Origin of the sequence: Streptomyces odontomachi (genome assembly GCF_024435355.1) — a bacterium.
Taxonomy (GTDB): Bacteria; Actinomycetota; Actinomycetes; order Streptomycetales; family Streptomycetaceae; genus Streptomyces; species Streptomyces odontomachi.
The window spans coordinates 150,867-175,944 of the sequence record NZ_JAMJWG010000006.1; the positions used below are offsets into that span (position 1 = coordinate 150,867).

Below are 25,078 nucleotides of genomic sequence, written 5' to 3' on the forward strand. Positions count from 1 at the left end.
GCCCCGGCCCCCTGTTAATGGACACGACAACTTCGGGTCGCCCGACGGCGCAGTTGGCGGTTTCGAATCCAGTGAAGCGCTTCGACCATGACACCGCGCGGCCGGCACCCCAACCGACCCAGCGCCGCCACCAGCGGTACCGTTCGGAACACCGTCCGGCGGATCCGAGGGCACCCGACTCCCGCCCAGCCACTCGGCACTCACCCGCCGAGAAATCTCGCCACGAGCCTTGTCGCTATGGAAGCGCTCCCATACCCTCTGCCCTGTCTGACCTGATTGAAGCGCTTCGACAATCGGTTCGACAGTGGTTCCTGCTCGTCCAAGTCCCGTTCCCGCCCAGCGCATTGCACGAAGGGTTGCCGCACATGACGCCGAACTCGACCTCGTCCCCAGGCGGCCTCGGCCGGCGAAGGTTCCTCGCCTCCACCGCCGCGACCGCCGCCGCGGTAGTGGGCGGGCTGCCGCTGCTCACCTCGTGCGGGGGCTCGGCCGACGGCGGCAAGGAGGGCACCACCTCCGCGAAGGACGCCGACAAGCTCGTCCCGACGTTCGTCGCGCAGCACGGGGTGAACCCCGACGTCCCCTCCAAGAACGGTTCGGTGGCCGGGTACACGGGCAAGGTCGATCTCGCGGCGCTGACCACGTCGGTCCCGAAGAAGCTCGGTACCGGGGAACCCATCAAGATCATGTCGCCGTTGTGGGGCACCGCGCCGAAGCCGGACTGCGCCTACTACAAGGCGGTGGACGCGGCCGCCGGCACCAAGGTCACCTGGCAGAACCAGGACGGCAACACCTACGGCGAGAAGCTCGGCGCCATCCTGGCCTCCAGCTCCATACCGGACATGGTGGTGGTGCCCGGCTGGGAGCTGGTCGGCAAGATCTCGAACGCGGTCACCGCGAAGTTCATGGACCTGGGCCCGTACCTGGCCGGCGACAAGGTCAAGAAGTACCCCAACCTGGCCGCGATCCCGTCCGACTCCTGGCGGATGAGCATCTTCGGCGGTGCGCTGCGCGGCATCCCGATGCCCTCGGCCAGCTCCACCTTCATCGTGCCGTTCTACCGCAAGGACATCTTCGACAAGAAGGGGTACGAGGTCCCCACGTCGGCGGACGAGTTCCTGTCCTGGGCCAAGGAGGCGACCAACGCCAAGGCCAAGGTGTACGCCTGCGACGACATGACCTGGACGGCCTTCAACGTCTACGGCGTTCGGCCCTCCGGCACGCTCGGCTGGAACCTGGCGGACGGCAAGCTGACCTACCGCATCGAGCGGCCCGAGTACCTCGAGGCGCTGGAATGGTCCCGCAAGCTGTACGCGGCCGGCGTGGTGCACCCCGACGCCAAGGCCCAGTCCGGCCAGCCTGAGAACCGGTTCACCGCCGGTCAGGTCCTGGTCTACAACAACGACTTCTCGCACTGGTACGTCAGGACCGCGGAGCAGGCCCAGTCCAACCCCGACTTCGTCATCGACGGCATGGACATCTTCGGTGCCGACGGCGGCGACCCCACCCTCTGGGCCGGCCAGCCCGCCACCATCTGGTCGTGCATCCGCAAGGGCGCCTCCAAGGCGGTCGTCGAGAACGCGCTGGCCGCCGCGAACTTCGCCGCCGCCCCCTACGGCACCAAGGAGCGGATGCTGGTCGACTACGGCGTCGAGGGCACCCACTACACGGTGAAGAAGGGCGTTCCGGTCAAGAACGACCGGGGCAACTCCGAGGTGGTCAACGCCTGGGTGATGCTGGCCGCGCCCGCGCCCTATGTCGCGCACCCGGACTTCCCCGAAGTCGCCAGGAAGCAGGCGGAGTGGGAGCAGCGGATGGGCGCCTTCGCCAAGAAGCCGTCCACGTACGGCATGAACATCGTCGAGCCGTCCCGGTACGCCAACCTCTCCAGCCAGTTCGAGCAGCTGGAGAAGGACTACGTGCGCGGCAACAAGAAGATGTCCGACATCCAGGACGCCATCGCCACGTGGAAGTCGTCCGGCGGCGAGAAGCTGCGCGACTGGTACAAGAAGCTCCTCGACGAGAACGGCAGCGGCAACTGATGTCCCTCGCAACGGGCCGCCCCTCCGAGGGGGAGGAGACGCCGCCGGGCCGGGCCGGCGCTCCGCTCCCCGCGGACGGCGGCACTGAGCGAGCCACGCCGCCCGCCGACGTCCTGGCGGACGGCGTGGCCGCCGGCACGGTGGCGGACGGGGCGGCCGCCGGCGCCGGCGCCGCGGGGCGGACCGCGGCGCGTGCCGGCGCCAAGCGGCGTTCCGGCAGGATCCCCTGGCGGGTCCGGCTGCGCCGGGACCGTGCGCTCATCCTCATGACGCTGCCCGCCCTCGCGCTGCTCCTCCTCTTCAACTACATCCCGCTGCTGGGCAACGTGGTCGCGTTCCAGGACTACGACCCGTACATCTCCAGCAACGGCATCACGGCGATCTTCCACAGCCCCTGGGTGGGCGTCGAGCAGTTCTCCCGAATGTTCGACGACCCGTTGTTCTGGAGCGCGGCGAAGAACACCGTCGTGCTGTTCGTGCTGCAACTGGTGCTGTTCTTCCCGGTCCCGGTCGCCCTCGCGCTGCTCATCAACAGCGTGGTGCGCCCCCGGGTCCGTGCCGTCGCCCAGGCCGTCATGTACCTGCCGCACTTCTTCTCCTGGGTACTGGTCGTCACCGTCTTCCAGCAGATCTTCGGCGGCGCCGGCATCATCGCCCAGGTCCTCCAGGACCACGGAGTGCAGGGCTTCGACCTGATGACGAACGCCGGGCTGTTCAAGTACCTGGTCACCGCGCAGGCGGTGTGGAAGGACGCGGGCTGGGGGATCATCGTCTTCCTCGCCGCGCTCGCCTCCGTCAGCACCGATCTGTACGAGGCGGCCGCCATGGACGGCGCGGGCCGGTGGCGCCGCATGTGGCATGTGACGCTGCCCGCGCTGCGCCCGGTGATCGCGCTGCTGCTGGTGCTGCGGGTGGGTGACGCGCTCAGCGTCGGCTTCGAGCAGTTCCTGTTGCAGCGCAACGCGGTCGGCGCGGGCGCCAGCGAGGTCCTCGACACCTATGTGTGGAACGTCGGCATCCAGCACGGCGACTTCAGCTACGCGGCAGCGGTCGGCCTGGTCAAGGGAGTCATCGGAGTCTGTCTCGTGCTGGGCGCGAACAAGTTCGCGCACCTGCTCGGCGAGCAGGGGGTGTACCAGAAGTGAGTCTCAACACGCAGCTCATCCGGAGCCTCAAGGCCCCGGCGCGCCCCGTGTGGGAGGAGCCGCCGAGCAGGACCGGGCTGACCACCAAGGGTGGCTTCCTCCTGCTGTGCTGCCTCGGCGTGCTGGCTCCCCTGTGGATCGTGATCGTCACCAGCCTCTCCCCCAAGCCGGTGATCGACCGGGTCGGCGGGCTCGTGGTGATCCCGCAGGGCATCACCTTCGTCAACTACACCGAACTGCTCAGCGGCGGCCAGGTCAGCCGGGCGATCCTGGTCTCGCTGGGGGTCACCTTCTTCGGCACGCTGTTCTCCATGGTGGTGTCGGTCCTGGCGGCCTACGGGCTGTCCCGGACGGGCAGTCTGGGCCATCGGTTCCTGCTGATGGCGCTGATGGCGACCATGTTCTTCGGTGCCGGCCTGATCCCGACCTACCTGCTGGTGCAGTCGCTCGGGCTCACCGACACCTATCTGTCGCTGATCCTGCCGAGCGCGGTGAGCGTCTTCAACATCCTGGTGCTGCGGTCCTTCTTCATGGGGATCTCGCCGGAACTCACCGAGTCGGCCCGCATCGACGGCGCCGGCGATCTGCGCATCCTGCTGACGATCGTCATGCCGCTGTCGCGCGCGGTGCTCGCCGTCATCTCGTTGTTCTACGCGGTGGGGTACTGGAGCGCATGGTTCAACGCCTCCATCTACCTCACCGACCAGCAGATGCTGCCGTTGCAGAACGTGCTCATCCAGCTGGTCCAGAAGAACACCGAGGCGCCGACCGGACTCCAGCAGGCGGTGCGTTCCGGCCAGCTCTCCTCCCTCGGACTACAGATGGCCGTGATGGTCCTCGCCCTGATCCCGGTGGGGATCGCCTCGCCCCTCGTGCAGAAGCACTTCAAGAAGGGCATGCTCACGGGCGCCGTGAAGGGGTGAACCGGGACCGGCCGGGCGGCGGGCACGGGCCCGTGTGCCCGGCCCACGCCCGCCGCCCGACCCGCTTCCCCGCCACCGTTGGCCCCCAAATCCCAAGGAAGCCACCTTCGTGATCACCCCCGACGGCCGCATCCTCTTCGGCGGCGACTACAACCCCGAGCAGTGGCCCGAGGAGGTGTGGGCGGACGACGTCCGCCTCATGAAGGCCGCCGGGGTCAACTCCGTCACCCTCGGCGTGTTCTCCTGGGCGAAGCTCGAACCGCGCCCGGGCGCCCGTGACTTCGGCTGGCTCGACCGCCTGATGGACCTGATGCACGAGCACGGCATCGGCGTCGTCCTCGCCACCCCGACCGCGTCCCCGCCGCCGTGGCTGGGCCGGCTGCACCCGGAGACGCTGCCCCGTGACGAGCACGGGCAGATCGTGTGGTGGGGCGCCCGCCAGCAGTTCTCCCACTCCAGCCTGGTCTACCGGCGCTACGCGGCGGCGATCACCGAGGACCTCGCCGTGCGCTACGGCCACCACCCGGCCCTGCGCATGTGGCACATCAACAACGAGTACTGCACCTTCGACTACGGCGACGAGGCGGCGCGCGCCTTCCGGGTCTGGCTCAGGGAACGCTACGGCTGTCTCGACGCCCTCAACGAGGCCTGGGGCACGGCCTTCTGGAGCCAGCGCGTGGACTGCTGGGACGAGGTGATCCCGCCGCGCCGCGCCCAGTACCTGAAGAACCCCACGCAGTTGCTCGACTTCCGCCGCTTCACCTCGGACGCGCTCATGGAGTGCTACCTCGCCGAACGCGACCTGGTCCGCCGCCACACGCCCGGCGTCATCCCGGTCACGACGAACTTCATGCCGCTGTGGATCGGCCAGGACGCCTGGGCGTGGTCGGCGCAGGAGGACGTCGTCTCGGTGGACAGCTATCCGGACCCGCGCGATCCGCTCGGCGGCCAGTACAACGCGATGATCGCCGATCTGACGCGCGGCCAGGCCGGCGGCCCGTGGCTGCTGATGGAGCAGGCGGCCGGCCCGGTGAACTTCCGCGGCGTCAACCATCCCAAGCCCCCGGGTCTGGGCCGGTTGTGGACCTTCCAGGCCGTGGCGCACGGCGCCGACGGTGTCTGCTACTTCCAGTGGCGGCAGTCCCGGCAGGGCGCGGAGAAGTTCCATTCGGGGATGGTGGGCCACGCGGGTGAGGAGGGCCGCACCTTCCAGGAGATCAAGCGGATCGGCCGCGAGCTGCCCGCCCTGGGCGGCACCGTGCCGGGCACGCACACCTCGGCGGACATCGCCGTCCTGCACGACTGGCACTCCTGGTGGGCGAGTGGCCAGGACGGCCGGCCCTCGTCCCTGGTCCGCCACGAGGACGTGCTGCGGTCCTGGCACCGCGCCCTGTGGGAGGCCAAGCTGCCCGTCGACTTCGCGCACCCCGAGCACGACCTGGCGGCGTACCGGATGGTCGCCGTGCCGCAGCTGTACCTGCTGACGGACGCCGCCCTGGACAACCTCGTGTCCTATGTACGGTCCGGTGGCACCCTGGTCTGCGGTTTCTTCACCGGGATCGTGGACGGGGACGACCGCATCAGGCCCGGCGGCATGGACGCACGGCTGAGGGAGCTGCTCGGGATCCGCACCGTGCACGAGTGGTGGCCGCTCGAAGCCGAGGACACCGTCGACTGCGTGCGCTTCCGCGGCACGCTGTGGTCGGAGGAGCTCACCGCGGCCGAGGACGCCACGGTGGTGACCGCGTACCGCGGCGGCGAGCTCGACGGCCTCCCGGCCGTGCTGCGCCGGGGCAGCGCCTGGTATCTGTCCACGCTGCCCGAACCGGAGGCCCTGAGCGCCCTGCTGGCCGGAGCGGCCGCCGAAGCCGGTGTGCGCCCCCCGGTCGCCGAGCTGCCCGCCGGGGTGGAGGCGGTACGCCGCGGCACCGTGCTGTTCCTGCTCAACCACGGCCGCCGACCGGCCGACGTCACCCTGCCCACCGGCACCCACCGCGACCTGCTGACCGGCGAGGTCGCCACGGACTCCGTCCGCCTGGAGAGGTACGGCGTGGCCGCACTGGTTCCGCACGGCACGGGCACGGGGAGCGGCGCCGCGCAGCACGTGTGAGCCCGCCCGGAGCGTCGTCGCACGTGGCCCACCTCGCGCGGCGGGTCATCTCTCCAGGGCCGCCCGGGCCACCGCAAGGGCCTGTTCGGCGTAGCCGCGGCCGAACAGCACCGCATGCACCAGCAGGGGAAAGAGCTGGTGCAGCCCCATGCGGTCCGCCCAGCCGGCAGCCAGCGGTGCCCTCTCCTGATAGCCCGCCAGCACGCGCTCCAGGTGCGGGCAGCCGAACAGGTGGAGCATGGCCAGATCGGTCTCACGGTGCCCGCCGTGCGCGGCCGGGTCGATCAGCCACGCCTGCCCGTCGGCGCCCCAGAGCACGTTCCCGTTCCACAGATCGCCGTGCAGCCGGGCGGGCGGCTCCGCGGGGCCGGCGAGCTCCGGCAGCCGCGCCATGGCACGTTCGACCACCGCCGCCTCGGCATGCTCCAGCGTGCCGTCGTCGACCGCTCGGGCCAGGTACGGCAGCACCCGGTGCGCCGCGTACCAGTGCGGCCAGTCGGCGCCGGGGGTGTTGCGCATCGGGGCGCGTCCGATGTACGCGTCCGCGGGACCGCCGGGTGGCGGCGCGCCGAAGGCGGGCGCGCCCGCGGCGTGCAGGGCGGCCAGGGCACGGCCGAAGCGGACCGCGGCGGCCCCGGTCGGCCGGCCGGCGGGGACCCGGTCGGTCACCAGCCGGTGCCGGTCGTGACCGTGCACGGCGGGCACCGGGACCGTGCCGGCCGCGGCCAGCCAGCGCAGCCCCGCCGCCTCGGCCCGGATCGCGCCGGGCGTGTCGTCGTGCTTGACCATGACCACCTGCCCGCCGGCGAGGGTGACTTCGGCGAGCGCGCCGGTGAGCCGGCGTTCCCCGGTCACTCGACGCCCGGTGAGCCGGGCCGCCGCGGTGCCCGGGCCGCTGCCGCAGGCCGCCCCCGGGTCGTCGCCGCCCGGGCCCGCCGGGGAGCCGCTCATGCGCCCGGGTGCGCCGTCGCGGCGGCGCGTGTCTCGGATGCCGTGTCCTCGCTCACCGTCAGCACCTCGTCCCGTCCTCCGGATGGTCGGCGTCGGCCGGCGTTCTGTCGGGCCGCCGTCGTCGTACGCACCGACCCGCGGAGCGTCGTGCGCGGCGGTCGGCGAGCCGCGGAGCAGGATACGCGGGGTGGGGTCGACGGCGAGCACGCATGGCCGCGGGAACGCCAGGAGCCGCTGCGGCGGTGGCGCCACGACCGCGAGGCGGTGCTCCCGATCCGGGGGCGGGCGCCCTAGCCTGGCCCGGGGGACACGACACAGCACCCTGCGCAGCGCCGTGCCGGCGCCGGGCAGGGCGGCCGGACGGTGAGATGAACGAGCAGGTGCAGCGCGCGCCCAGGCCCGTGACGACCGTCTTCACCTGGGAGGTCAGGCCGGGTGAGGACGCCGCCTTCGAACGGTGGGCGCACGGGTTGCAGGCCGACGCGGAGACGTTCCCCGGCAACCAGGGCGTCACCTGGTTGCGCCCCGAGGGTGGCAGCCGCCGCTACCACGCGGTGGTGCGCTGGTCCGGTCCGGACAGCCTGGACCGGTGGATGGCCTCGCCCGAACGGGCGGCACGGTACGAGCAGGTGAGTGCCTTCGGCCGGACGGCCCATCCGCAGCTGACCACCACCGGTCTGGAGACCTGGTTCAACATCCCCCGGATGGTGACGAGGCCGCCGGCCCGCTGGAAGATGTCGCTGGTCACCCTGGTGGCGGTCTATCCGTTCGCGCTGTTGTACAACGAGGTGTTCGCGCGGTACTTCGAGACCTGGCAGCCCGCCGAAGCCACCGTGATCTTCCCCGTGTTCCTGTCGCCGCTGCTCACCTACGCCATCATGCCGGGGCTGAGCCGCGTCCTGCGGCGCTGGCTGTACGGCGAGCAGGCCGCGGAGTGAGGCTGCGTCGGACCTCGCGGGTCGGACACGGATGTCGCCCTCGTTCGGTTCGACGGCGAAGGGCCCAGGAAGGGGACGAGGGGTAGCAGAACGGCCACTATCCGATCGGGTACTGTCCGATCGTCAGATTGTTGACAATTTTCCCGTGAAAAGGCTACGTTCCCTGCCGCCCCTGACGGAGCAACTCTGTTGATGACAGCGAGGTCCTGGCATGGGAACCGCACGGCTGCTCGACGACTCCCCCATCACCGCGTTCCACGTCAAAGCCTGTTGCTACACCGTCGGAGGCTTCATCTGCGACGGGTACATCCTCGGCTCCATCGGGCTTGCGCTGCCGCAGATCAAAACGGAGATGGGGCTCGGCTCGACCTGGGAGGGCCTGCTCGGCGCCTCGGCGCTGATCGGCATCTTCGCCGGATCAGTCGTCTTCGGACCGATCACGGACCGGGTCGGCCGGAAGAAGATGCTCCTGGGCGACCTCGTCCTCTTCGTGATCGCGTCCGTCCTGCAACTCTTCGTGGCCGGCCCGGTCGCGCTGTTCGCGCTGCGCTTCTTACTGGGCGTCGCCATCGGCGCCGACTACGCCATCGCCCCCACGCTGCTGACGGAATTCGCGCCGCGGCGCTACCGCGGGCGGCTGCTCTCCAGTCTCAACGCCACCTTCACGGTCGGATTCGTCGCCTCGTACGGCATCGGCATCCTGCTCGACGGCCGTCTCGGGGACGACGCCTGGCGCTGGCTGCTCGCCAGCAGCGCGATACCCGGCCTCCTCACCCTGCTGCTACGGCTCGGCACCCCGGAGTCCCCGCGCTGGCTGGTCAGCAAGGGCCGGGCCGACGAGGCGCGCAGCATCGTCGACCGCTACTTCGGTCCCGAGTACGCCCTGGAGGAGGCGCCGCCGAAGGAGCAGCGCACCCGGTACCGGGAGGTGTTCTCCCGGCGCTACCGTGGACGCACCTTCTTCGCCGGCATGTTCTGGCTCTGCCAGGTGTTCCCCTACTTCGGGATCGGCACGTTCCTGCCCAGGATCGTGGACGCGTTCGGCATCGAGAACGGCTCGCTCGGGGAGGTCCTGTTCAACCTGCTGCTCCTGGCCGGCGCGGTGGCAGGCTGGTTCGTGATGGACGCGATCAGCCGCAGGTCGTTCGTCATCTGGTCGTTCGTCATCGTCGGCAGCGCCCTGCTCGTGCTCGGCCTCGACCCCTCACTGCCCGCCCCGGTGCTCATCCCGGTCTTCCTCGTCGTGGCGTTCGTCATCTCCGCCGCCGCCGACCTGGAGAGCGTCTACCCGTCGGAGATCTTCCCGACCGAGGTGCGCGCGTCCGGCACCGGGCTCGCCGCGGGGATCAGCCGCGTCGGTGCGGCGTTGAGCACGTTCGTGCTGCCGTCCGTGCTCGACGGTCTGGGGATCGGCCCGACGATGCTCATCCTCGCCGCCGTCGTCTTCCTCGGCGTAGTGATCTCGGTCCCGCTGGCCCCGGAGACCCGGCATGTCGCCCTGCACGAGGCCTCCCGCGAGGCCCAACCCGAGGACCGCGGCGCCGAAGCGCAGCCGGCGGCCACCGCACGGGGCTGACGCCCGGTCAGCGGTCAGCGGTCAGCGGTCAGCGGTCAGCGGTCAGCGGTCAGGCGGTGACGTCCGCCTCCCTCCGCCGGGTGCGGCACCTCGGAGCCGGGTGCTGTGGAACGTGGACGACCGGGCCCGGATCGGCGACGTCGCCTGGCTCGTCATCGGCGCCTGGCTCGTCATCGGCGCCTGCGTCCTGCTGTACTACCGCCGCAGCGGCCGTGGCACCGATCTGGAACTGGAGAACTGATGCATCTGCAAGCAACCTCCGTGCACCACGTGTGGGACCGTTCGATCGCCCCGGTGCTCACCCTGGCCCCCGGCGACACGATCACCGTGCAGACCCTGGAGTCCAGCGGCGGACAGCTCACCCGCGACTCGACGGCCGTCGACGTCTCCGCCCTGGACTTCGGCCGGGTCAATCCGGTGACCGGCCCGATCCGGGTCGAGGGTGCGCAGCCGGGCGACGCGCTGGTGATCGACATCCTGGAGACGTCCGTCGCCGACTGGGGCTGGACCGCCTGCATCCCCGGCTTCGGGCTGCTCGCCGACGACTTCCCCGACGCCCACCTGCGGATCGTCTCCATCGACGGCGACCGCGCCGAGCTGCTGCCCGGCCTCGCCGTGCCGGTGCTGCCGATGGTCGGCACCATCGGGGTGGCCGTGCCGGAGCCGGGCGAGCACTCGCTGGTGCCGCCGCGCCGCTGGGGCGGCAACATGGACATCCGCCAGGTGGGTCCTGGTGCCCGGCTCAGGCTTCCGGTGGGCGTCGAGGGTGCGCTGCTCTCGCTGGGCGACGTGCACGCGGCGATGGGCGACGGTGAGGTCTGCGGGACCGGCGTGGAGACCTCGGCGACCGTCGCCCTGCGGGTCGACCTGGAACGGGGCGCGGCACCCCGCACCCCGGTACTGGAAACCGCCCCGGCCACCCGCCGCACCGGTGCCGCCCTGGCCACCACGGGGATCGGCCCGGACCTGATGGCCGCGGCCAAGGAGGCCACCCGCGCCCTGGTCGACGAGGTCGCACGGCGCACCGGAGTGGATCCGGTCGACGCCTACCTGCTCGTCAGCATCGCCGGCGACCTGGCGATCTCCGAGGTGGTGGACGTACCGAACTGGGTGGTCAGCGCCCATCTGGACCGGGCCCTGCTGGCCGGCCTCTGACCGTCCTCGATGCCCGATGCCCGATGCCCGGTGTCCGGTGCCCCGTGCCAGCATGGCGCGGGCGCCGGGCACGAGGCCGACGGCTACCCGCGGATGCGGTGCACCGGAACCGGATACCCGGGGCGGAACGCGGTCGGCGCGGACTGCGGGGTGCTGGCACACCCCGCCGCGCTGTCCGCGGCGCGGACGGCGTCCCGCACCGCCTGTTCGAGGACGGCCGGATCGCACACCACCCGGGCGTTGAACTGGACGTCCGCGGTGCGCACGGGCTCGGTCTGGGCGACGGTGGCGACCGGGGCCGCGCCGGCAGTGACCACGCTGAGCTTGGTCAACTCCGTTCCGGAGCGCACGCTGACCTTGGCGTGCCCGACCAGCCAGCCCGCGGCGGCAGCACGCTCCGACAGGTACTGGAGGGCGGTGGCGGCCCACCGGTGCGGCACGAAGCCCGGCTCGCCGACTGCGTGGAAGCCCTGGTTGAGCCAGGCCAGTTCGGCCTCGGCATGGGCGTAACGGTCGTAGTCGATCTCCAGGACCGTCCCCGAGCCGGTGCCGTCCCACCAGGCGTCCACCAGGTCGGCCATTCCTTCGGCGGTGGCCGCCGAGTAGGGCAGGACGCGAGCCGTCGGATGGCGCCGGGCGAGCCGCGCGACCAGCTCCTCGCGCTTCCCCGCCGGTAAGGTGTCCGACTTGTTCAGGGCGATGACGTCGGCCTCTTCCAGTTGCTTCCCGAAGAGGTAGGAGAGGTCGGACTCGGTGTCCTCCAGCGGGAGGGCGCTGGCGAGGGCCTGATACCGGTCCGGCTCGACCACGGTGGTCAGCGGGGCCACCGCGAACCGGTCCCCGTAGTACTTCTTCAGCGGATTCACGACGGTGGCCTGCACATCCGTACAGCTGCCGACGGACTCGGCGAGGATCGTGTCGGCGCCCTGATCGTCCACCAAGGTGCGGGCGACGTCCACGAGGTCGTCGAACCGGCAGCAGAAGCACCCGCCGGTGACCTCGCCCACCCGGTCGACACTGGACTTCACCAGGCGCGTGTCCACCAGGTCGGTGCCCTGGTCGTTGGTGATGACGGCCACCCGGCGGCCACGCAGTTGAAGGTGGCGGGCTGCCGCCAGCAGCGTGGTGGTCTTGCCGGCGCCGAGAAACCCGCTGAGGCCGATGAACCGTATCACCGCGTGTCCCTCCCCGTTGCGCACCAAAAGCACGCGCCTGCGCGGAGCCGCCGAGCTGCGGATCCCTGCACGGAGCGGGCTTCTCCCGCAAAGCGCTCCGACGCTACGGGCCCGGGTGAAGAGGGTCAAGAGCCTTCCCCTGCCGCTCGTTGGCGTTGTCGTCGGTGCTGTTCAGCCCCCGCGCCGTCGCCGCCGCCTTGGACATGTCCGGCCTGCTGCGCCTTAATGGCGACATGAAGTCGAGCGCCCCCGACAGCACCACGACGACGGCCACAGCGATGACCACGACGACGATGACCATCGGTGCCGTGGCCGACCGTTTCGGTCTGGCCACCCACGTCCTGCGGCACTGGGAGACGATGGACCTGTTGCGCCCCGGCCGGGACGCGGGGGGCCGTCGCCGTTACGACGCCGACGACCTCACCCGCGTGGCGCTGATCCTTCAGGCGAAGGACGCCGGCCTCGCGCTGGACACCATCCGGGCCCTGGCCGCCGCCGCGGCGGACCCCACCACCCGTCGGGACATCCTGCGCCGCGAGGCCGCGGCACTGCGTTCCAGGATCGCGGCCGCCCAGACCTCCCTGGAGTTGCTGGAAGGCGCCCTGGGCTGTGCGCACGACGACCTCACGCGGTGCCCGAACTACCGGCGGATGGTGGCCCAACGCCTCGGGACCCCGTCTCGAACCGTCTCCCCGGGCTGCGCGTCAGAGCCGCCGCACTGAAGCCGCCGATGGCAGATCCCTTCATCCCTTATGAATGCACGGCCTCCGGAGACCGACTTCTCGGTCGGGTGACAGTCCCCGGGAGCGGGTGCTAGTGTCCACGAAATGCGGATTGGGATTGACGCCTATGTAAGCGGATCAGCTCGCCTCGGTGGATTCACCCACTACATTTCCCGGCTCGTTGAATACCTTGCAAAAGGAGAGGACGAGCTCCTTGTCTACGTGCCGACCGGACAGATCGCCGACGTGGTGATCGAGTCGAGTCCAACCTGCACCGTGCGGCGGCTCCCCTTCGAGTTATCCGATTATCCGGACCGTTCGGTCAGAGATTTTCGATGGCATCAAGAGGTACTGAATTCCGCCCTGTACGAGGATGCACCCGACGTAATCCTCGGGACGAGTTTCTTCCTCCCCCTCGACTGGCCGGGCGCCAAAGTCGTCACCGTTCACGATCTGGTTTTCGAGCGGCATCCAGAATTCTTCACCGAGGTGAATCTCGCCCTCTACAAGGAGTGGGGGCGGCGCGCGGCCGAGCATGCGGACGCGGTGATCTGCGTGTCCCAGGCGACGGCGTCGGACGTTGCGGAACTCTGGGGAATCACGGACAAGCCCGTCGCCGTGACCCTGTTGGGAAGTTCACTGCGCACGACGCCCACGGACATCGAGGTCTCCCGCGAAGTCGTGCGGGAACAGCTCGGGGTGACAGGTGCCTACCTCCTCAACGTGGGCGCCACCCACCCGCGTAAGAACCTGCGCGGTGTCCTGGACGTCTACACCGCCCTCCCGAAGGCCGTCCGGGAATCCACCGGGCTGGTGTTGATGAACGCCGACTTCCCTCCCGTGTGGTCCACGCTCCGCGAATACGGCGTCCAGGAGGACGTGACCGTCACCGACTGGCTCCCCAACGAGGTCGTCCCGCACGTCTACAACGCGGCGGCCCTGCTGCTGCACCCGGCCCACAGAGAAGGCTTCGGTCTCCCCGTCCTGGACGCCATGACCTGCGGAACACCCGTGGTCGGATCCGATCGCCCCGCCGTTCCGGAAATCGCCGGGGACGCCGCGCTCCTGCACGATCCCGCCGACACGGACGCCATGGCCAAGAGCGTCCTGCGGCTGCTCGACGACGACCGGCTCAGCGCCGAGCTCGGGGCTGCGGGCCGGCGCAGAAGCGGGCAGTTCAGCTGGGAAGGGCTCGCGGCCTCGACCCGTGCCGTGCTCGCCGAAGCCGTCACCAACCGGGCGGCCTCATGACCTCCGCACGACCGACGGCACCGACACGCGTGCTGGCCGTCTCACCGCATCTCGACGACGCCGTCCTGTCGTACGGTGCGCGACTGCACCAACTTGCCCGAAGCGGTGCCGAGGTCGTCGTGCTGACCGTGTTCGCGGGTGTGCCGGGCCCCCCGTACTCCGCTACCGCGCACGTTTACCACGACACGTGGGGGGTGAGCGGCAATCCCGTTCCGATGCGCATCGACGAAGACGCGAAGGCCCTGCGCGAACTGGGTCTGACACCGCGCCACGCCGACTTCCTGGACGCCATCTACCGGACCCTCCCGAACGGCCGTTGGCTGGTCGACGATCCCTCACGGTCGGTCAGCAGCCAGGCCCTCGAGGTCGAGGAACCCGACCTGATGGCATCGGTCGCGCAGCACATCAGGGAATTCTCCACGCGTTTCCGCCCTGCCGCGGTGTACACCTGCGCGGCGATCGGCAGGCATGTCGACCACTGGAGAACGCGCGACGCCACCGTCAAGGCGCTGCTGGGGACCGACATCCCACTGAGGTTCTGGGAGGACCTGCCCTACCGGGGGAAGACGACGCGGATGCCGCCGCTGCCGGCCGGCACGTCCTTCACGGGCCACCTCGTCGAGCCGGTCGACCCGCAGGACCGGGACGCGAAGTTCCGAGCCCTGCTGCACTACGAGTCGCAGCTCGCGCTCCTCGGACACGAGAGTGAGCCGCTGCCCGAGCGCCTCGAGCGGTACGCCCGGGAGCGCTCCGAAACGGCGTACAACGAAGCCACCTGGGGGCTGGCGACGACGGGCGGAGCCACGCGATGAACCCTTCCCTCGGGCACCCGGCATGAAGGCCGGCACGCTGGCCCTGGTGGTGCGGGACGCCGAGTACCGCAAGTACCTCGTCTGCTTCCTGCTCCTGGGCACGACCACGTCGTCCGCCGTTCCGCTGCTGTCCCTGTTCCTCAGCTCGCACCTGCACGCCGACAACCGGACCGTCGGGCTGTTCGCGGTCTCCACGGTCGCGGGAGCCGTGGTGAGCCTGAGCACCGGGTGGCTGTCGGACCGCGTCGCCTCCCGCACGAAGCTCCTGCGTCGCTCCATGGTGTGGCTCGCGGCGGGCTGGGTCCTGCTCTCCTTCACGGGGAGGATCTGGGAGGCGTTCGCCATCAACATGGTGTTCTTCTCGGTCCTGGGGACGGTCAGCGCCCAGTTCTTCGCCAGCCTTGCGGAGACCCTGGACGAGAAGAACTCCACCGCCCGCGCCACCATCACCGCGACGATCAGGGGCGGCTACGCGCTGGGCTACGTCGTCGGGCCGCTCGTGGGGACGGCGGTGTCGTCGGCCTACGGGCTGCGGACCGCGTTCGTCCTGTCCGCCGGCCTGTACCTCTGCTGCGCGGCGCTCTCGCTCACGCTCACGGACGCCCGGCGCACCGTGCCGGCCAAGCCGAAGGCGTCCCTGCGCAGCCTGCCGGCGGCCGGGCTCAGCGTGCTGCTGTTCGTCGCCGGAACCGCCCTGGTGCTCAGCGGAGACGGCCTCAAGTCCGTCTACCTGCCGCTGTACGTGACCGGTGACCTCGGCGGCTCCCTGGTCACCTTCGGAAGCCTGCTGTCGGTCTCCGCGGTGTGCGAGGTCGTGGTGATGCCGCTGGTCGGGGCCCTGAGCGATCGGTTCGGGATCCATCGGATCGTCACCGCCGGAATCGCGGTGGGCGTGGTGGACTTCGCGATCCTGGCGCTGAGCGGTCAGATGTGGAACCTGTACGTGGTGCAGGTCGTCCACGTCATCGTGCTGTCCGTCACCCTCGGGCTCGGGCCCACGTTCTTGCAGCAGTTCAGCACCCTGGGCACCGGTACGGCGACGTCGGTGTTCTTCGCCGGGCAGTCCCTGTCGCGCATCGTCGCCGGCGCCACCGGGGCGCTGGGGGTCGGCGTGCTCGGGCTGCCCGGGATCTTCTGGGTTCCGGCGGCGTTCTTCCTCGTGGTGACGGTCGGCCTGGTACTCGGCGGAGGCGGCCGCGGTGCGGAGCCGGTGGAACCCGGCGACGCGGAGGACATGGCGTCGTCCCGCGCTTCGTCGTGACGCGGCGCGCTGTCGCGAACGGAAGACGTCAGCTCCGGCGGCTGCGCTCCAGGGCGTCGTCGATCAGCGGCCCGCCGATGTCGGTCAGCAACGCGACGTCCGGCCCGGTCAGGCCCCTGCGGAACGAGCCGGGCAGGAGGCTCCGCAGGGCGACCGCGGCCACCGAACCTTCGCAGCTGCGCGGCAGGGCGCCGGGGCCGGCGAGCACACCCGCGCAGAACGCGGCCAGCCATGCCTCCCGCAGGTCCGAGGACGAGGCGACCACCCGGCCGCCCTCGTCGACGAGGGGTTTCACCGGGGGCGGCAGCACATCGTCGTATCCGCGCCCCTCCAGCCACTCCGCCGCGTGGAGCGTCTTCCAGCTCCCGTCCGGAAGACCCACGTCGACGACGGCGCGCCGGTTGTCGGGTATGACGTACGGCAGTGCCGGCGGCCGGGCGAGCAGACCGTCCAAGTCGGTGTGATCGGTGATGTCGTCCCGGAAGCACGCCGCACGTCGGATGCCCTTCGCGGCGGACTTCGCCAGCAGGCTGGGGCTGCCGAGGGCGTCATGCTGCACCAGGCTCGCGGTCAGCGCCTCCACCGGGATGCCGCGCCGGCGCAGGAAGCTGCTGAGCAGGGTCGAGTCCCCGAGGTCCGCGTCCGCCATGTGCGCGTTCAGATAGGCACCCGCCTCGCGGGCCAGGCCCGTGGGAAGGATGAGCGCCGGTGCCGGGACGAACGACTCCTCGATGAGGAACCGGCGCCTTCCGGTCAGGGCGGCGACCCGTGCGGTGGCGCCGACCCGGTTCGCCCACCCGGCGTACAGGGACAGACAGCACATCGGCGCCGAGCGCACCTCATCGGCGAGCGCGGACGTGAATTCCCTGCTCGGATGCACATCGTCCTGGATCACCAGATGATGGGTGGCGTCCGAGGGCGCGGAGTTCCACGCCGCAGCCGCCGTGCGCACGGCGGTCGGCGGCCCGTCGGGTTCGGGGTCGACGACGATCCGGGGGGCCAGCTCGCCGAGCCGCTCGCACAGGTCGTCGGCCAGGTCCCGGCGTTGGGGATGCGTCATGATCGACACGGAGATGTGAACACGCCCTGCTAATGGCGATCCCATGCGTACGGCTCCTGGCCCGGCCCCTGAAGGCGTGGTCGCGTGAACGGCACCCTAACAGCTGGTCGCATTGAGTCAGCCGATGGTCACAGGGGCGACAACGCGGACCCTTTCACCACTCTCCGTCGTCCGGCCGTGGGCCGGTCCGCCTGAGCGTATGGGACGTGTCAAAACCGCCGGGCTCGCCGTAAGGCGGCCGTCAAGGACGGTGGGGACCCGGCTGAGCAGCGCGTTTCCTGGACGAGTCCGATCCTGTCCCGAACCTTTCAGGAGTTCACGATGGCCGACGTGGCCTTCGCTGTGACCACCGTCGCGGTCTTCGCACTGGTGGTTCTCATCGCCAGGGGGGTGGCGAAGCTGTGACCGCCGAGACCGCATCCAATCTCGAGATGGGCGTCGGCCTCGTCGTGGCCGTCGGCCTGCTCGGCTACCTCGTCCTCGCCCTCGTCTTTCCCGAGAGGTTCTGAGCCGCGACATGAGCCCCGTACTTGCTGATGTGCTCCTCGTGATCGCGCTGATCGGCGCGCTCGTGCTGGTGCACCGTCCGCTTGGCGACTACATGGCCGCCGTCTTCCGGTCCGAGAAGCACCTGCGGATCGAGCGCTGGATCTACCGCTCGGTGGGTGCCGACCCCGACGTGCAGATGCGGTGGCCCGCGTACCTGCGTGGGGTGCTGGCCTTCTCCGCGGTCGGCGTGCTGTTCCTGTACCTGCTCCAGCGGGTCCAGGACAAGCTGCCGCTGTCCCTGGGTTTCCAGCCGATCGCTCCTGACCAGGCGTTCAACACCGCCGCGTCGTTCGTGGCCAACACCAACTGGCAGTCGTACTCGGGCGAGGTGGCCATGGGCCACGTCGTGCAGACCGCCGGTCTCGCCGTGCAGAACTTCGTCTCCGCGGCCGTCGGCGTCGCGGTGGCCGTGGCGCTGATCCGTGGCTTCGCCCGGTCCCGCACGAGTGACCTGGGCAACTTCTGGGCGGACCTGGTGCGCTGCACCGTGCGCATCCTGGTACCGATCTCCGTGGTCGGTGCCGTGCTGCTGATCGCGGCGGGCGCGATCCAGAACTTCGGGGACATCCACACGATCACCACGCTGACCGGCCAGAAGCAGGCGATCAGCCCCGGCGCTGTGGCGTCCCAGGAGGTCATCAAGGAGCTGGGCACCAACGGCGGCGGCTTCTTCAACGCCAACTCGGCCCATCCCTTCGAGAACCCCGACGGCTTCACCAACCTGCTGGAGATCTTCCTGATCCTGGTGATCCCGTTCTCGCTGCCGCGCACCTTCGGCAAGATGGTCGGCAACGTCCGGCAGGGGTACGCCATCATGGGCGCGATGGGGACCATCTGGGTCCTCGCCGTGGTGGCCGTGACCTGGCTCGAGTACGCCCACCCGGGCACCGCCGCACAGCTGGCGGGCGGCGCGCTGGAGGGCAAGGAGCAGCGGCTGGGCGAGGGCCCGTCCTCGCTGTTCGCGGTGTCGACCACGATGACGTCGACGGGTGCCGTGGACGCCTTCCACGACTCCTTCGGAGCACTGTCCGGCGGCATCCTGCTGCTGGGCATGATGCTGGGCGAGATCTCTCCCGGCGGCACCGGCTCGGGCCTCTACGGCATGCTGATCATGGCGATCATCGCGGTGTTCATCGCCGGTCTGATGGTCGGGCGGACGCCCGAGTACCTGGGCAAGAAGATCGGCTCCCGCGAGATCAAGCTGGCCGCCTGCTACCTCCTCATCACCCCGGCGCTGGTGCTGGTCGGCACCACGCTGGCGATGGCGCTGGGCAAGGGTGAGGCGTCGATGACGAACACGGGTGCGCACGGCTTCTCCGAGGTGCTGTACGCGTACACGTCGGCCAGCAACAACAACGGCTCCGCCTTCGCCGGGTTCGCCGCGAACACGCAGTACCACAACACCATGCTGGGCCTGTGCATGCTGCTGGGCCGCTTCCTGCCGATGGTGTTCGTCCTGGCCCTGGCCGGCTCGCTGGCCGCACAGCAGCCGACCCCTGTCTCCGCCGGCACCCTGCGGACGGAGAAGCCCCTGTTCACCGGCCTGTTGGTGGGCTCGATCCTCATCGTCACCGGGCTGACGTTCTTCCCGGCCCTGGCGCTGGGTCCGCTCGCCGAGGGGCTGGCATGACCACCGACATCGAGAAACCCGAGGACGTCATGTCCACCACCACCGCGACCCGGGCGCCGCACCAGGACGTCCCCACCGGCGGCCGGTCCGGCGAGAGCCGGGTCGGTGCCGGCCTGTTCGACCCGAAGCAGTTGATCACGTCCGTGCCGGACGCCGTACGCAAACTCGATCCGCGGGTGATGGTCAAGTCGCCCGTGATGTTCGTGGTGTGGATCGGCTCCGTGCTGACCACGGCCTTCTCCTTCGAGGATCCCGGCGACTGGTTCGGCTGGACGATCAGCGCCTGGCTGTGGCTGACGGTCGTCTTCGCCAACCTGGCGGAGGCGGTCGCCGAGGGCCGCGGCAAGGCACAGGCCGACACCCTGCGCAAGGCGAAGACGGACACCGTCGCCCGGCGCCTCGTGGGCGAGCGCGAGGAGCGGGTGCCCGGCACCGAGCTGAACGTCGGCGACCTGGTCGTCTGCGAGGCGGGCGACGTCATCCCCGGTGACGGTGACGTCATCGAGGGGGTGGCGAGCGTCGACGAGTCGGCGATCACCGGTGAGTCGGCGCCGGTCATCCGCGAGTCCGGTGGCGACCGGTCCGCGGTCACCGGCGGCACCAAGGTGCTCTCCGACCGCATCGTCGTCAAGATCACCACAAGACCGGGCGAGACCTTCATCGACCGGATGATCCGCCTGGTCGAGGGCGCGGCACGGCAGAAGACGCCGAACGAGATCGCGCTGAACATCCTGCTGGCGTCCCTGACGATCGTCTTCCTGCTGGCGGTGGCGACCCTGCCGCCGTTCGCCGACTACGCGGACACGCATCTGACGATGGTCGTGCTGGTGGCGCTGCTGGTCTGTCTGATCCCCACCACGATCGGCGCGTTGCTGTCGGCGATCGGCATCGCGGGCATGGACCGGCTGGTGCAGCGCAATGTGCTGGCCATGTCGGGTCGTGCGGTCGAGGCCGCCGGCGACGTCTCCACGCTGCTCCTCGACAAGACCGGCACGATCACCCTGGGCAACCGGCAGGCGGCCGAGTTCGTGCCGGTGCGGGGAGGCACCGCTGCGGAGGTCGCGGACGCCGCCCAGCTGTCGTCGCTGGCCGACGAGACGCCCGAGGGCCGTTCCGTCGTCGTCCTGGCGAAGGAGCGGTACGGACTGCGGGAAAGGCACCAGGGCGAGCTGGCCGGCGCCCAGTGGGTCCCGTTCACCGCCCAGACCCGTATGTCGGGTGTGGACATGGACGGCAGGAGGATCCGCAAGGGTGCGACCGGCTCGGTCCTGACCTGGGTGCGGGAGCAGGGCGGCGCCCCGGCCGAGGACGCCGACCCGATCGCGAGCGGCATCTCACAGGCGGGCGGCACTCCCCTGCTGGTCGCCGTCAAGGACGACCGGGGCGCCCGCGTGGTGGGCGTCATCCACCTCAAGGACGTCGTCAAGGAGGGCATGCGGGAACGCTTCGACGAGCTGCGCCGCATGGGCATCAGGACCGTCATGATCACCGGTGACAACCCGCTGACCGCGCAGGCGATCGCGGACGAGGCCGGCGTCGACGACTTCCTCGCCGAGGCGACTCCCGAGGACAAGATGGCGCTGATCAAGCGGGAGCAGGCCGGTGGCAAGCTCGTCGCGATGACCGGTGACGGCACCAACGACGCCCCGGCCCTCGCACAGGCGGACGTCGGCGTGGCCATGAACACCGGTACCTCGGCCGCCAAAGAGGCCGGCAACATGGTCGACCTCGACTCCAACCCGACCAAGCTGATCGAGATCGTGGAGATCGGCAAGCAGTTGCTGATCACCCGCGGCGCCCTGACGACGTTCTCCATCGCCAACGACGTCGCCAAGTACTTCGCGATCATCCCGGCACTGTTCGCGGCCGTCTACCCAGGCCTGGACAAGCTGAACGTCATGGGCCTGTCCTCACCGGACTCCGCGATCCTGTCCGCGGTCGTCTTCAACGCGCTGATCATCATCGCGCTGGTGCCACTCGCCCTGCGGGGCGTGCGGTACCGGCCGGTGAGCGCGGACCGGATGCTCCGGCGCAACCTCGGGATCTACGGCCTCGGCGGCCTGATCGCGCCCTTCATCGGCATCAAGATCATCGACCTGCTCATCTCGCTGATCCCCGGGATTGGGTGAAACGACATGGACTTCTCCGTGGCGAACACCGGACGCCTGCTCTGGGCCGCCCTGCGCATGCTGCTCGCGCTCACCGCCGTGACCGGTATCGCCTATCCCCTGCTGGTGACCGGCATCGGCCAGGTGGCCCTGCACGACCAGGCCAACGGTTCGGTGGTGAAGGTCGACGGCAAGGAGGTCGGGTCCCGGCTGATCGGCCAGAGCTGGAACGTGCCCGGCACCGACCGGCCGGACCCGCACTGGTTCCAGGGCCGCCCGTCCAACAGCGGGTACGACCCGCTGGCCACCGGTTCCAGCCAGCTCGGCGCCAGCGACCCCCGCCTCGTCAAGGCGGTCAAGGAGGCCAGGACGCAGGTCGCCGACTTCAACGGCGTGCCCGAGTCCGCGGTCCCCACGGACGCGGTCACCGGCTCCGGCTCAGCCATCGACCCGGACATCTCACCGGCCTACGCCCACCTCCAGGTGCACCGGGTGGCCCAGGCGAACGGCCTGTCCGTCGCGCAGGTGCAGAAGCTGGTGAAGGAGCACACCCAGGGCCGTACGGCCGGCTTCATGGACCAGCAGCGGGTCAACGTCCTCGAGGTCAACGTGGCCCTCAAGGAACTGGTCCACCCCTGATGGGCTTGGCGAACGGACAGCCGGGAGCCACCGGACCGGACACCGAAGGCCCGGTGGCTCCCGCCGCCGGCCCGCCGGTCCCGACCGACCCCCGGAGTGGACGCGGCCCCGGCCGGACCTGCCGGCCACGGTCACGTCCTGGGTCCTGGGTCCCGCCGTCAGGCGGGGCGTGACCGTGGCGGCACCGGCCGGGTTCGCTATGCCTTCTCGGGAGTTCCGCCGGAGGACGTGGCGGTGTCGGTGCCGGCGGGCCCGTCGTCCTCCTGAGGGAGCGTCATGAGGTGCGGCTTCGGCATCATCACGAGCGCGATCAGGGCGGCGACGCAGCAGCCCAGGATGTACCAGCTGATCCCGGTGCTGGAGCCGGTGTCCTCCAGGATGGCGGCGGCGATGAGCGGTGCCGGGCCTCCCGCGATGACGGAGGCCAGCTGGTAGCCGAGACCCGCGCCGCTGTAGCGGAGGTTCGCCTCGAAGCCCTCGGCGATCAGCGCCGCCTGCGGCCCGTACTGCATGTCGTGGAAGAACAGCGAGAGCACGATGGCCAGCAGCACCAGGCCGGAGTCGGCGGTGTCGAGCAGCGAGAAGTAGGGGAAGGCGAACGCCCCGACGCAGACGATGCCGGCGCCGTAGACCAGGCGACGGCCGACGAGGTCCGAGACGTACCCCCAGAAGGGGACGCCGACCAGTCCGATCGCCGCGGCCACCATGGTGTCGTCGAGCAGGTCCTGACGCGACAGGCCGACCTGCTCGGTGCCGTACGTGAGCACGAACGTGATGAAGAGGTAGAACGGCGCCTGTTCCGAGAGGCGGACGAAGGCGGAGGTCAGCACCTCGCGTGGCTGCTCGCGCAGCACCTGGAGGACCGGCATGCGCACCACTGCACGGGTCCTCTTGACCTCGTCGAAGACCGGGCTCTCCATCACGCGCAACCGCACGTAGAGGCCGATGCCGACGAGCACGATGCTGGCGAGGAACGGGACCCGCCAGCCCCAGCTGTCGAAGTCGTCCCCGGCCGTGGAGTCCATGAGGTTGACCATGCCGGTCGAGGCGAGCAGGCCGAGTGGCACGCCCAGTTGCGGCCAGCTGGTCATGAATCCGCGACGGCGCCGCTCGCCCCATTCCATGGAGAGCAGGACCGATCCGCCCCACTCACCGCCCACGCCGATCCCCTGGATGATGCGCAGGAGCACGAGCAGCACCGGGGCGGCGATGCCGAGCGTCGAGTAGCCCGGCAGCAGGCCCATGAGGAAGGTGCTGATGCCCATCATGAGCAACGTGACCACCAGCGTCGCCTTGCGGCCGACACGGTCACCGATATGGCCGAAGATCGCGGCTCCCACGGGCCGCGCGGCGAACCCGACGGCCTGGGTGCCGAAGGACGCGAGAGCGCCGACGTACGGGGTGTGGCCGGGGAAGAAGAGGTCCGGGAAGACGAGGGCGGCGGCGGTGCCGTAGAGGAAGAAGTCGTACCACTCGATGGCCGTTCCCACCGTGCTGGCGATCACTGCGCGAGACCGCTGGCCGCGTTGCGGCGCGGCTGGGGGGACTTGTCTCGGGACACGGGTGGTCATGACGGCTCCTCTGCTGGGCAGGCGGACCATTGATCCACAAATGGGTTTCCGAGAGGTTCGTGGTGCAACGGCCCGATGTCAAGGGAGTTGGCACGTTCCAAAACCGACTGATGTGCGTTTCGTTGTGGGGGGGGCGGGCCGTCGGGGAGCACGGAGGACGGCCGGGGGAACTAGGCCCTGTCGTCAAACTCCCGTCTGCCCGGCGGCGTCATGCACGCCCTCTCGCCGCACCGGGCACAAGCCCACGTACTCCCCCACTGCCTGAACGGCGTGGGAGGTGCCCCCATGCGTACGCGGACTCGCGCCCGGCACTCCCCCAAGCTCTTCGAGCAGGGGGGACCCCCAGAGGCACGCACTGGGGGTACCGCCCACGCCCTTCAGGCAGTGGGGGAGCCGCCGGGCCGCCCTTCGGGCAACGACGGGAGTTTGACGACAGGACCTAGGAGCGGCCCGACGCCTTCGACCGGGAGGTCAGGACGCCCACCTTGTCGATGCGGTGCTGGGGGTTGTCCTTGGCATCGCGCCAGAAGTTCCCGGCGGCGTTGTCCTCGAGCGTGGCGCAGGTGGACACCGTGATCATGGCTTTGGTGGGTTTCCGCCCGGGGAATCCGGGCACCGCTGCGCGCTGTTCGGCCAGCGAGCGCGGCGAGCGGAAGTCGACCTTCCTGGTGTCGGTGATCGTGTACGTGTAGGTCGTGCCACCGGAGGTGATGTAGACCTTCTCGCCGGCCTGCAACCTGGGGACCGCACGGAAGGGCCCGCCGGCGGACAGCCGGTGACCGGTGACGAGGTAGTTGCCGACGTCGCCCGGCCCGACGCCCCCGCGGTTCCCGTAGGGAGCGGCAGCCAGTCCGCGGTCCTGGATCCTGGTGCCCGGCCAGTCGTCGGGGGTGCCCCGGTAGGGGATGACGCGGAGGTGCCGGATCCCGATGGCCGGGATCGTCATCCAGGCGGTGGCGATCCTGCGGTCGGCGCCGGAGCGGGCGGACGCTGCGGCGCCGGGGTGCGACGCGCCGGTGGTGATGCCGCCCGCGCTGCCGGGGAAGCCGAGGAGTACGGCCACCAGCACGCCCAGGACCGGGACCGTGGCAAGCCGGAAACGGATCATGATGCTCCCCTCAGGATCGCCGGCGCAGGCTCGCGCTTGTCGCGCGGCGGGTACCAAGGGTGTGGTGATTCATCCCGGATATCCCCGGTAACGCGAATATTCGCATTCCGTTTCGCGGTCAGGGAGACGTCAGGGGCGCATCAGCGACCTCTGCCACTGTATTCATGTGACCGGCACGGGAAACCGAGCCGGGAACAGCGAAGGACAGAGAACGAGAGAAACAGCAGAAAACGGGGAACAGAAAACAAGGAGAGGTGCCCGGAGTGGTTTATCGGGGACCTTGGGCCTTTGGCCTCATGGGTCGGACCCTTCGCGGGTCTGCGCAGGTTCGAATCCTGCCCTCTCCGCTCTT

At 70.2% G+C, this 25,078-nt stretch carries 21 protein-coding genes and 1 tRNA gene; 17 read left to right on the forward strand and 5 right to left on the reverse strand.

What is annotated here, in order from left to right:
- The first annotated feature begins 365 nt into the window (after window positions 1–365).
- The 4 genes from NQO67_RS15290 (at window position 366) to NQO67_RS15305 (ending at window position 6,220) form a co-directional block, all read left to right on the forward strand.
- Window positions 366–2,042 (forward strand): extracellular solute-binding protein, encoded by a 1,677-nt coding sequence (locus NQO67_RS15290; RefSeq protein WP_255950512.1) that lies wholly within the window; start codon window positions 366–368, stop codon window positions 2,040–2,042.
- A complete protein-coding gene (locus NQO67_RS15295; RefSeq protein WP_255950513.1) occupies window positions 2,042–3,187 on the forward strand; it encodes an ABC transporter permease in 1,146 nt (381 codons plus the stop codon). The genes NQO67_RS15290 and NQO67_RS15295 overlap by 1 nt, the downstream gene beginning before the upstream one ends.
- Window positions 3,184–4,110, forward strand: a complete 927-nt coding sequence (locus tag NQO67_RS15300) for a carbohydrate ABC transporter permease (protein WP_255950514.1) — start codon at window positions 3,184–3,186, stop codon at window positions 4,108–4,110. The genes NQO67_RS15295 and NQO67_RS15300 overlap by 4 nt, the downstream gene beginning before the upstream one ends.
- Before the next feature lie 109 nt (window positions 4,111–4,219).
- Window positions 4,220–6,220 carry a beta-galactosidase gene (locus tag NQO67_RS15305; RefSeq protein WP_255950515.1) on the forward strand — a complete coding sequence of 667 codons (2,001 nt, stop codon included), beginning with the start codon at window positions 4,220–4,222 and terminating at the stop codon, window positions 6,218–6,220.
- A 45-nt stretch (window positions 6,221–6,265) separates the two neighbouring features.
- Here NQO67_RS15305 and NQO67_RS15310 read toward each other — a convergent pair whose 3' ends face one another.
- Entirely contained in the window at window positions 6,266–7,171 is a 906-nt protein-coding gene (locus tag NQO67_RS15310) for a fructosamine kinase family protein (protein WP_255950516.1), read from the reverse strand.
- A 368-nt stretch (window positions 7,172–7,539) separates the two neighbouring features.
- On the opposite strand from NQO67_RS15310, the gene NQO67_RS15315 reads away from it, so the two are divergent.
- From NQO67_RS15315 to NQO67_RS15330, 4 genes are all read left to right on the forward strand, one after another.
- Window positions 7,540–8,109, forward strand: coding sequence for an antibiotic biosynthesis monooxygenase (locus tag NQO67_RS15315; RefSeq protein WP_255950517.1), 570 nt, complete (start codon window positions 7,540–7,542; stop codon window positions 8,107–8,109).
- A gap of 211 nt (window positions 8,110–8,320) precedes the next feature.
- Window positions 8,321–9,685 carry an MFS transporter gene (locus NQO67_RS15320; RefSeq protein ID WP_255950518.1) on the forward strand — a complete coding sequence of 455 codons (1,365 nt, stop codon included), beginning with the start codon at window positions 8,321–8,323 and terminating at the stop codon, window positions 9,683–9,685.
- A 100-nt stretch (window positions 9,686–9,785) separates the two neighbouring features.
- A complete protein-coding gene (locus NQO67_RS15325) occupies window positions 9,786–9,926 on the forward strand; it encodes a hypothetical protein (protein ID WP_255950519.1) in 141 nt (46 codons plus the stop codon).
- Entirely contained in the window at window positions 9,926–10,840 is a 915-nt protein-coding gene (locus NQO67_RS15330) for an acetamidase/formamidase family protein (RefSeq protein WP_255950520.1), read from the forward strand. Before NQO67_RS15325 ends, NQO67_RS15330 begins: the two co-directional genes overlap by 1 nt.
- 83 nt (window positions 10,841–10,923) lie before the next feature.
- Here NQO67_RS15330 and NQO67_RS15335 read toward each other — a convergent pair whose 3' ends face one another.
- A complete protein-coding gene (locus NQO67_RS15335; RefSeq protein ID WP_255950521.1) occupies window positions 10,924–12,015 on the reverse strand; it encodes a GTP-binding protein in 1,092 nt (363 codons plus the stop codon).
- A 149-nt stretch (window positions 12,016–12,164) separates the two neighbouring features.
- On the opposite strand from NQO67_RS15335, the gene NQO67_RS15340 reads away from it, so the two are divergent.
- From NQO67_RS15340 to NQO67_RS15355, 4 genes are all read left to right on the forward strand, one after another.
- Window positions 12,165–12,737: a helix-turn-helix domain-containing protein gene (locus NQO67_RS15340; protein WP_308295666.1), complete on the forward strand. Its 573-nt coding sequence runs from the start codon at window positions 12,165–12,167 to the stop codon at window positions 12,735–12,737.
- 105 nt (window positions 12,738–12,842) lie between these two features.
- On the forward strand, window positions 12,843–13,988 hold the full coding sequence (locus NQO67_RS15345; RefSeq protein WP_255950522.1) for a glycosyltransferase family 4 protein: 1,146 nt from the start codon (window positions 12,843–12,845) through the stop codon (window positions 13,986–13,988).
- On the forward strand, window positions 13,985–14,800 hold the full coding sequence (locus tag NQO67_RS15350; protein WP_255950523.1) for a PIG-L deacetylase family protein: 816 nt from the start codon (window positions 13,985–13,987) through the stop codon (window positions 14,798–14,800). Before NQO67_RS15345 ends, NQO67_RS15350 begins: the two co-directional genes overlap by 4 nt.
- Window positions 14,801–14,822: 22 nt before the next feature.
- A complete protein-coding gene (locus NQO67_RS15355; protein ID WP_255950524.1) occupies window positions 14,823–16,061 on the forward strand; it encodes an MFS transporter in 1,239 nt (412 codons plus the stop codon).
- Window positions 16,062–16,089: 28 nt separating this feature from the next.
- On the opposite strand, the gene NQO67_RS15360 is transcribed toward NQO67_RS15355, so the two are convergent.
- Window positions 16,090–17,121, reverse strand: a complete 1,032-nt coding sequence (locus NQO67_RS15360) for a hypothetical protein (RefSeq protein ID WP_255950525.1) — start codon at window positions 17,119–17,121, stop codon at window positions 16,090–16,092.
- A 431-nt stretch (window positions 17,122–17,552) separates the two neighbouring features.
- On the opposite strand from NQO67_RS15360, the gene kdpF reads away from it, so the two are divergent.
- Genes kdpF through kdpC form a run of 4 tightly spaced genes read left to right on the forward strand, consistent with a single transcriptional unit; the run spans window position 17,553 to window position 22,047 of the window.
- Complete coding sequence (gene kdpF, locus NQO67_RS15365; RefSeq protein WP_305125883.1) at window positions 17,553–17,630, forward strand: K(+)-transporting ATPase subunit F; 78 nt, start codon at window positions 17,553–17,555, stop codon at window positions 17,628–17,630.
- 8 nt (window positions 17,631–17,638) lie between these two features.
- Entirely contained in the window at window positions 17,639–19,300 is a 1,662-nt protein-coding gene (gene kdpA, locus NQO67_RS15370; RefSeq protein WP_255950528.1) for a potassium-transporting ATPase subunit KdpA, read from the forward strand.
- On the forward strand, window positions 19,297–21,429 hold the full coding sequence (kdpB, locus tag NQO67_RS15375; RefSeq protein ID WP_255950529.1) for a potassium-transporting ATPase subunit KdpB: 2,133 nt from the start codon (window positions 19,297–19,299) through the stop codon (window positions 21,427–21,429). Before kdpA ends, kdpB begins: the two co-directional genes overlap by 4 nt.
- A gap of 6 nt (window positions 21,430–21,435) precedes the next feature.
- On the forward strand, window positions 21,436–22,047 hold the full coding sequence (gene kdpC, locus NQO67_RS15380) for a potassium-transporting ATPase subunit KdpC (protein ID WP_255950530.1): 612 nt from the start codon (window positions 21,436–21,438) through the stop codon (window positions 22,045–22,047).
- Between the two features lie 197 nt (window positions 22,048–22,244).
- On the opposite strand, the gene NQO67_RS15385 is transcribed toward kdpC, so the two are convergent.
- Together NQO67_RS15385 and NQO67_RS15390 are read right to left on the reverse strand one after the other, a co-directional pair.
- Window positions 22,245–23,552, reverse strand: coding sequence for an MFS transporter (locus NQO67_RS15385; RefSeq protein ID WP_255950531.1), 1,308 nt, complete (start codon window positions 23,550–23,552; stop codon window positions 22,245–22,247).
- A gap of 505 nt (window positions 23,553–24,057) precedes the next feature.
- Window positions 24,058–24,726 (reverse strand): sortase domain-containing protein, encoded by a 669-nt coding sequence (locus tag NQO67_RS15390; RefSeq protein ID WP_255950532.1) that lies wholly within the window; start codon window positions 24,724–24,726, stop codon window positions 24,058–24,060.
- Window positions 24,727–24,974: 248 nt separating this feature from the next.
- Between NQO67_RS15390 and NQO67_RS15395 the strand changes: the two genes are divergently transcribed.
- Window positions 24,975–25,073: transfer RNA gene (locus NQO67_RS15395), tRNA-OTHER, on the forward strand.
- Window positions 25,074–25,078 lie beyond the last annotated feature (5 nt).

What these genes read in the sequence shown, in the direction of transcription:
- NQO67_RS15320 (WP_255950518.1), top strand. Translation starts at nt 8,321, where the DNA reads ATGGGAACCGCACGGCTGCTCGACGACTCCCCCATCACCGCGTTCCAC.
- NQO67_RS15330 (WP_255950520.1), top strand. Translation starts at nt 9,926, where the DNA reads ATGCATCTGCAAGCAACCTCCGTGCACCACGTGTGGGACCGTTCGATC.
- kdpA (WP_255950528.1), top strand. Translation starts at nt 17,639, where the DNA reads ATGAGCCCCGTACTTGCTGATGTGCTCCTCGTGATCGCGCTGATCGGC.
- NQO67_RS15355 (WP_255950524.1), top strand. Translation starts at nt 14,823, where the DNA reads ATGAAGGCCGGCACGCTGGCCCTGGTGGTGCGGGACGCCGAGTACCGC.
- kdpC (WP_255950530.1), top strand. Translation starts at nt 21,436, where the DNA reads ATGGACTTCTCCGTGGCGAACACCGGACGCCTGCTCTGGGCCGCCCTG.
- kdpF (WP_305125883.1), top strand. Translation starts at nt 17,553, where the DNA reads ATGGGCGTCGGCCTCGTCGTGGCCGTCGGCCTGCTCGGCTACCTCGTC.
- NQO67_RS15295 (WP_255950513.1), top strand. Translation starts at nt 2,042, where the DNA reads ATGTCCCTCGCAACGGGCCGCCCCTCCGAGGGGGAGGAGACGCCGCCG.
- NQO67_RS15345 (WP_255950522.1), top strand. Translation starts at nt 12,843, where the DNA reads ATGCGGATTGGGATTGACGCCTATGTAAGCGGATCAGCTCGCCTCGGT.
- NQO67_RS15310 (WP_255950516.1), bottom strand. Translation starts at nt 7,171, where the DNA reads ATGAGCGGCTCCCCGGCGGGCCCGGGCGGCGACGACCCGGGGGCGGCC.
- NQO67_RS15360 (WP_255950525.1), bottom strand. Translation starts at nt 17,121, where the DNA reads ATGACGCATCCCCAACGCCGGGACCTGGCCGACGACCTGTGCGAGCGG.
- NQO67_RS15315 (WP_255950517.1), top strand. Translation starts at nt 7,540, where the DNA reads ATGAACGAGCAGGTGCAGCGCGCGCCCAGGCCCGTGACGACCGTCTTC.
- NQO67_RS15290 (WP_255950512.1), top strand. Translation starts at nt 366, where the DNA reads ATGACGCCGAACTCGACCTCGTCCCCAGGCGGCCTCGGCCGGCGAAGG.
- NQO67_RS15350 (WP_255950523.1), top strand. Translation starts at nt 13,985, where the DNA reads ATGACCTCCGCACGACCGACGGCACCGACACGCGTGCTGGCCGTCTCA.
- NQO67_RS15390 (WP_255950532.1), bottom strand. Translation starts at nt 24,726, where the DNA reads ATGATCCGTTTCCGGCTTGCCACGGTCCCGGTCCTGGGCGTGCTGGTG.
- kdpB (WP_255950529.1), top strand. Translation starts at nt 19,297, where the DNA reads ATGACCACCGACATCGAGAAACCCGAGGACGTCATGTCCACCACCACC.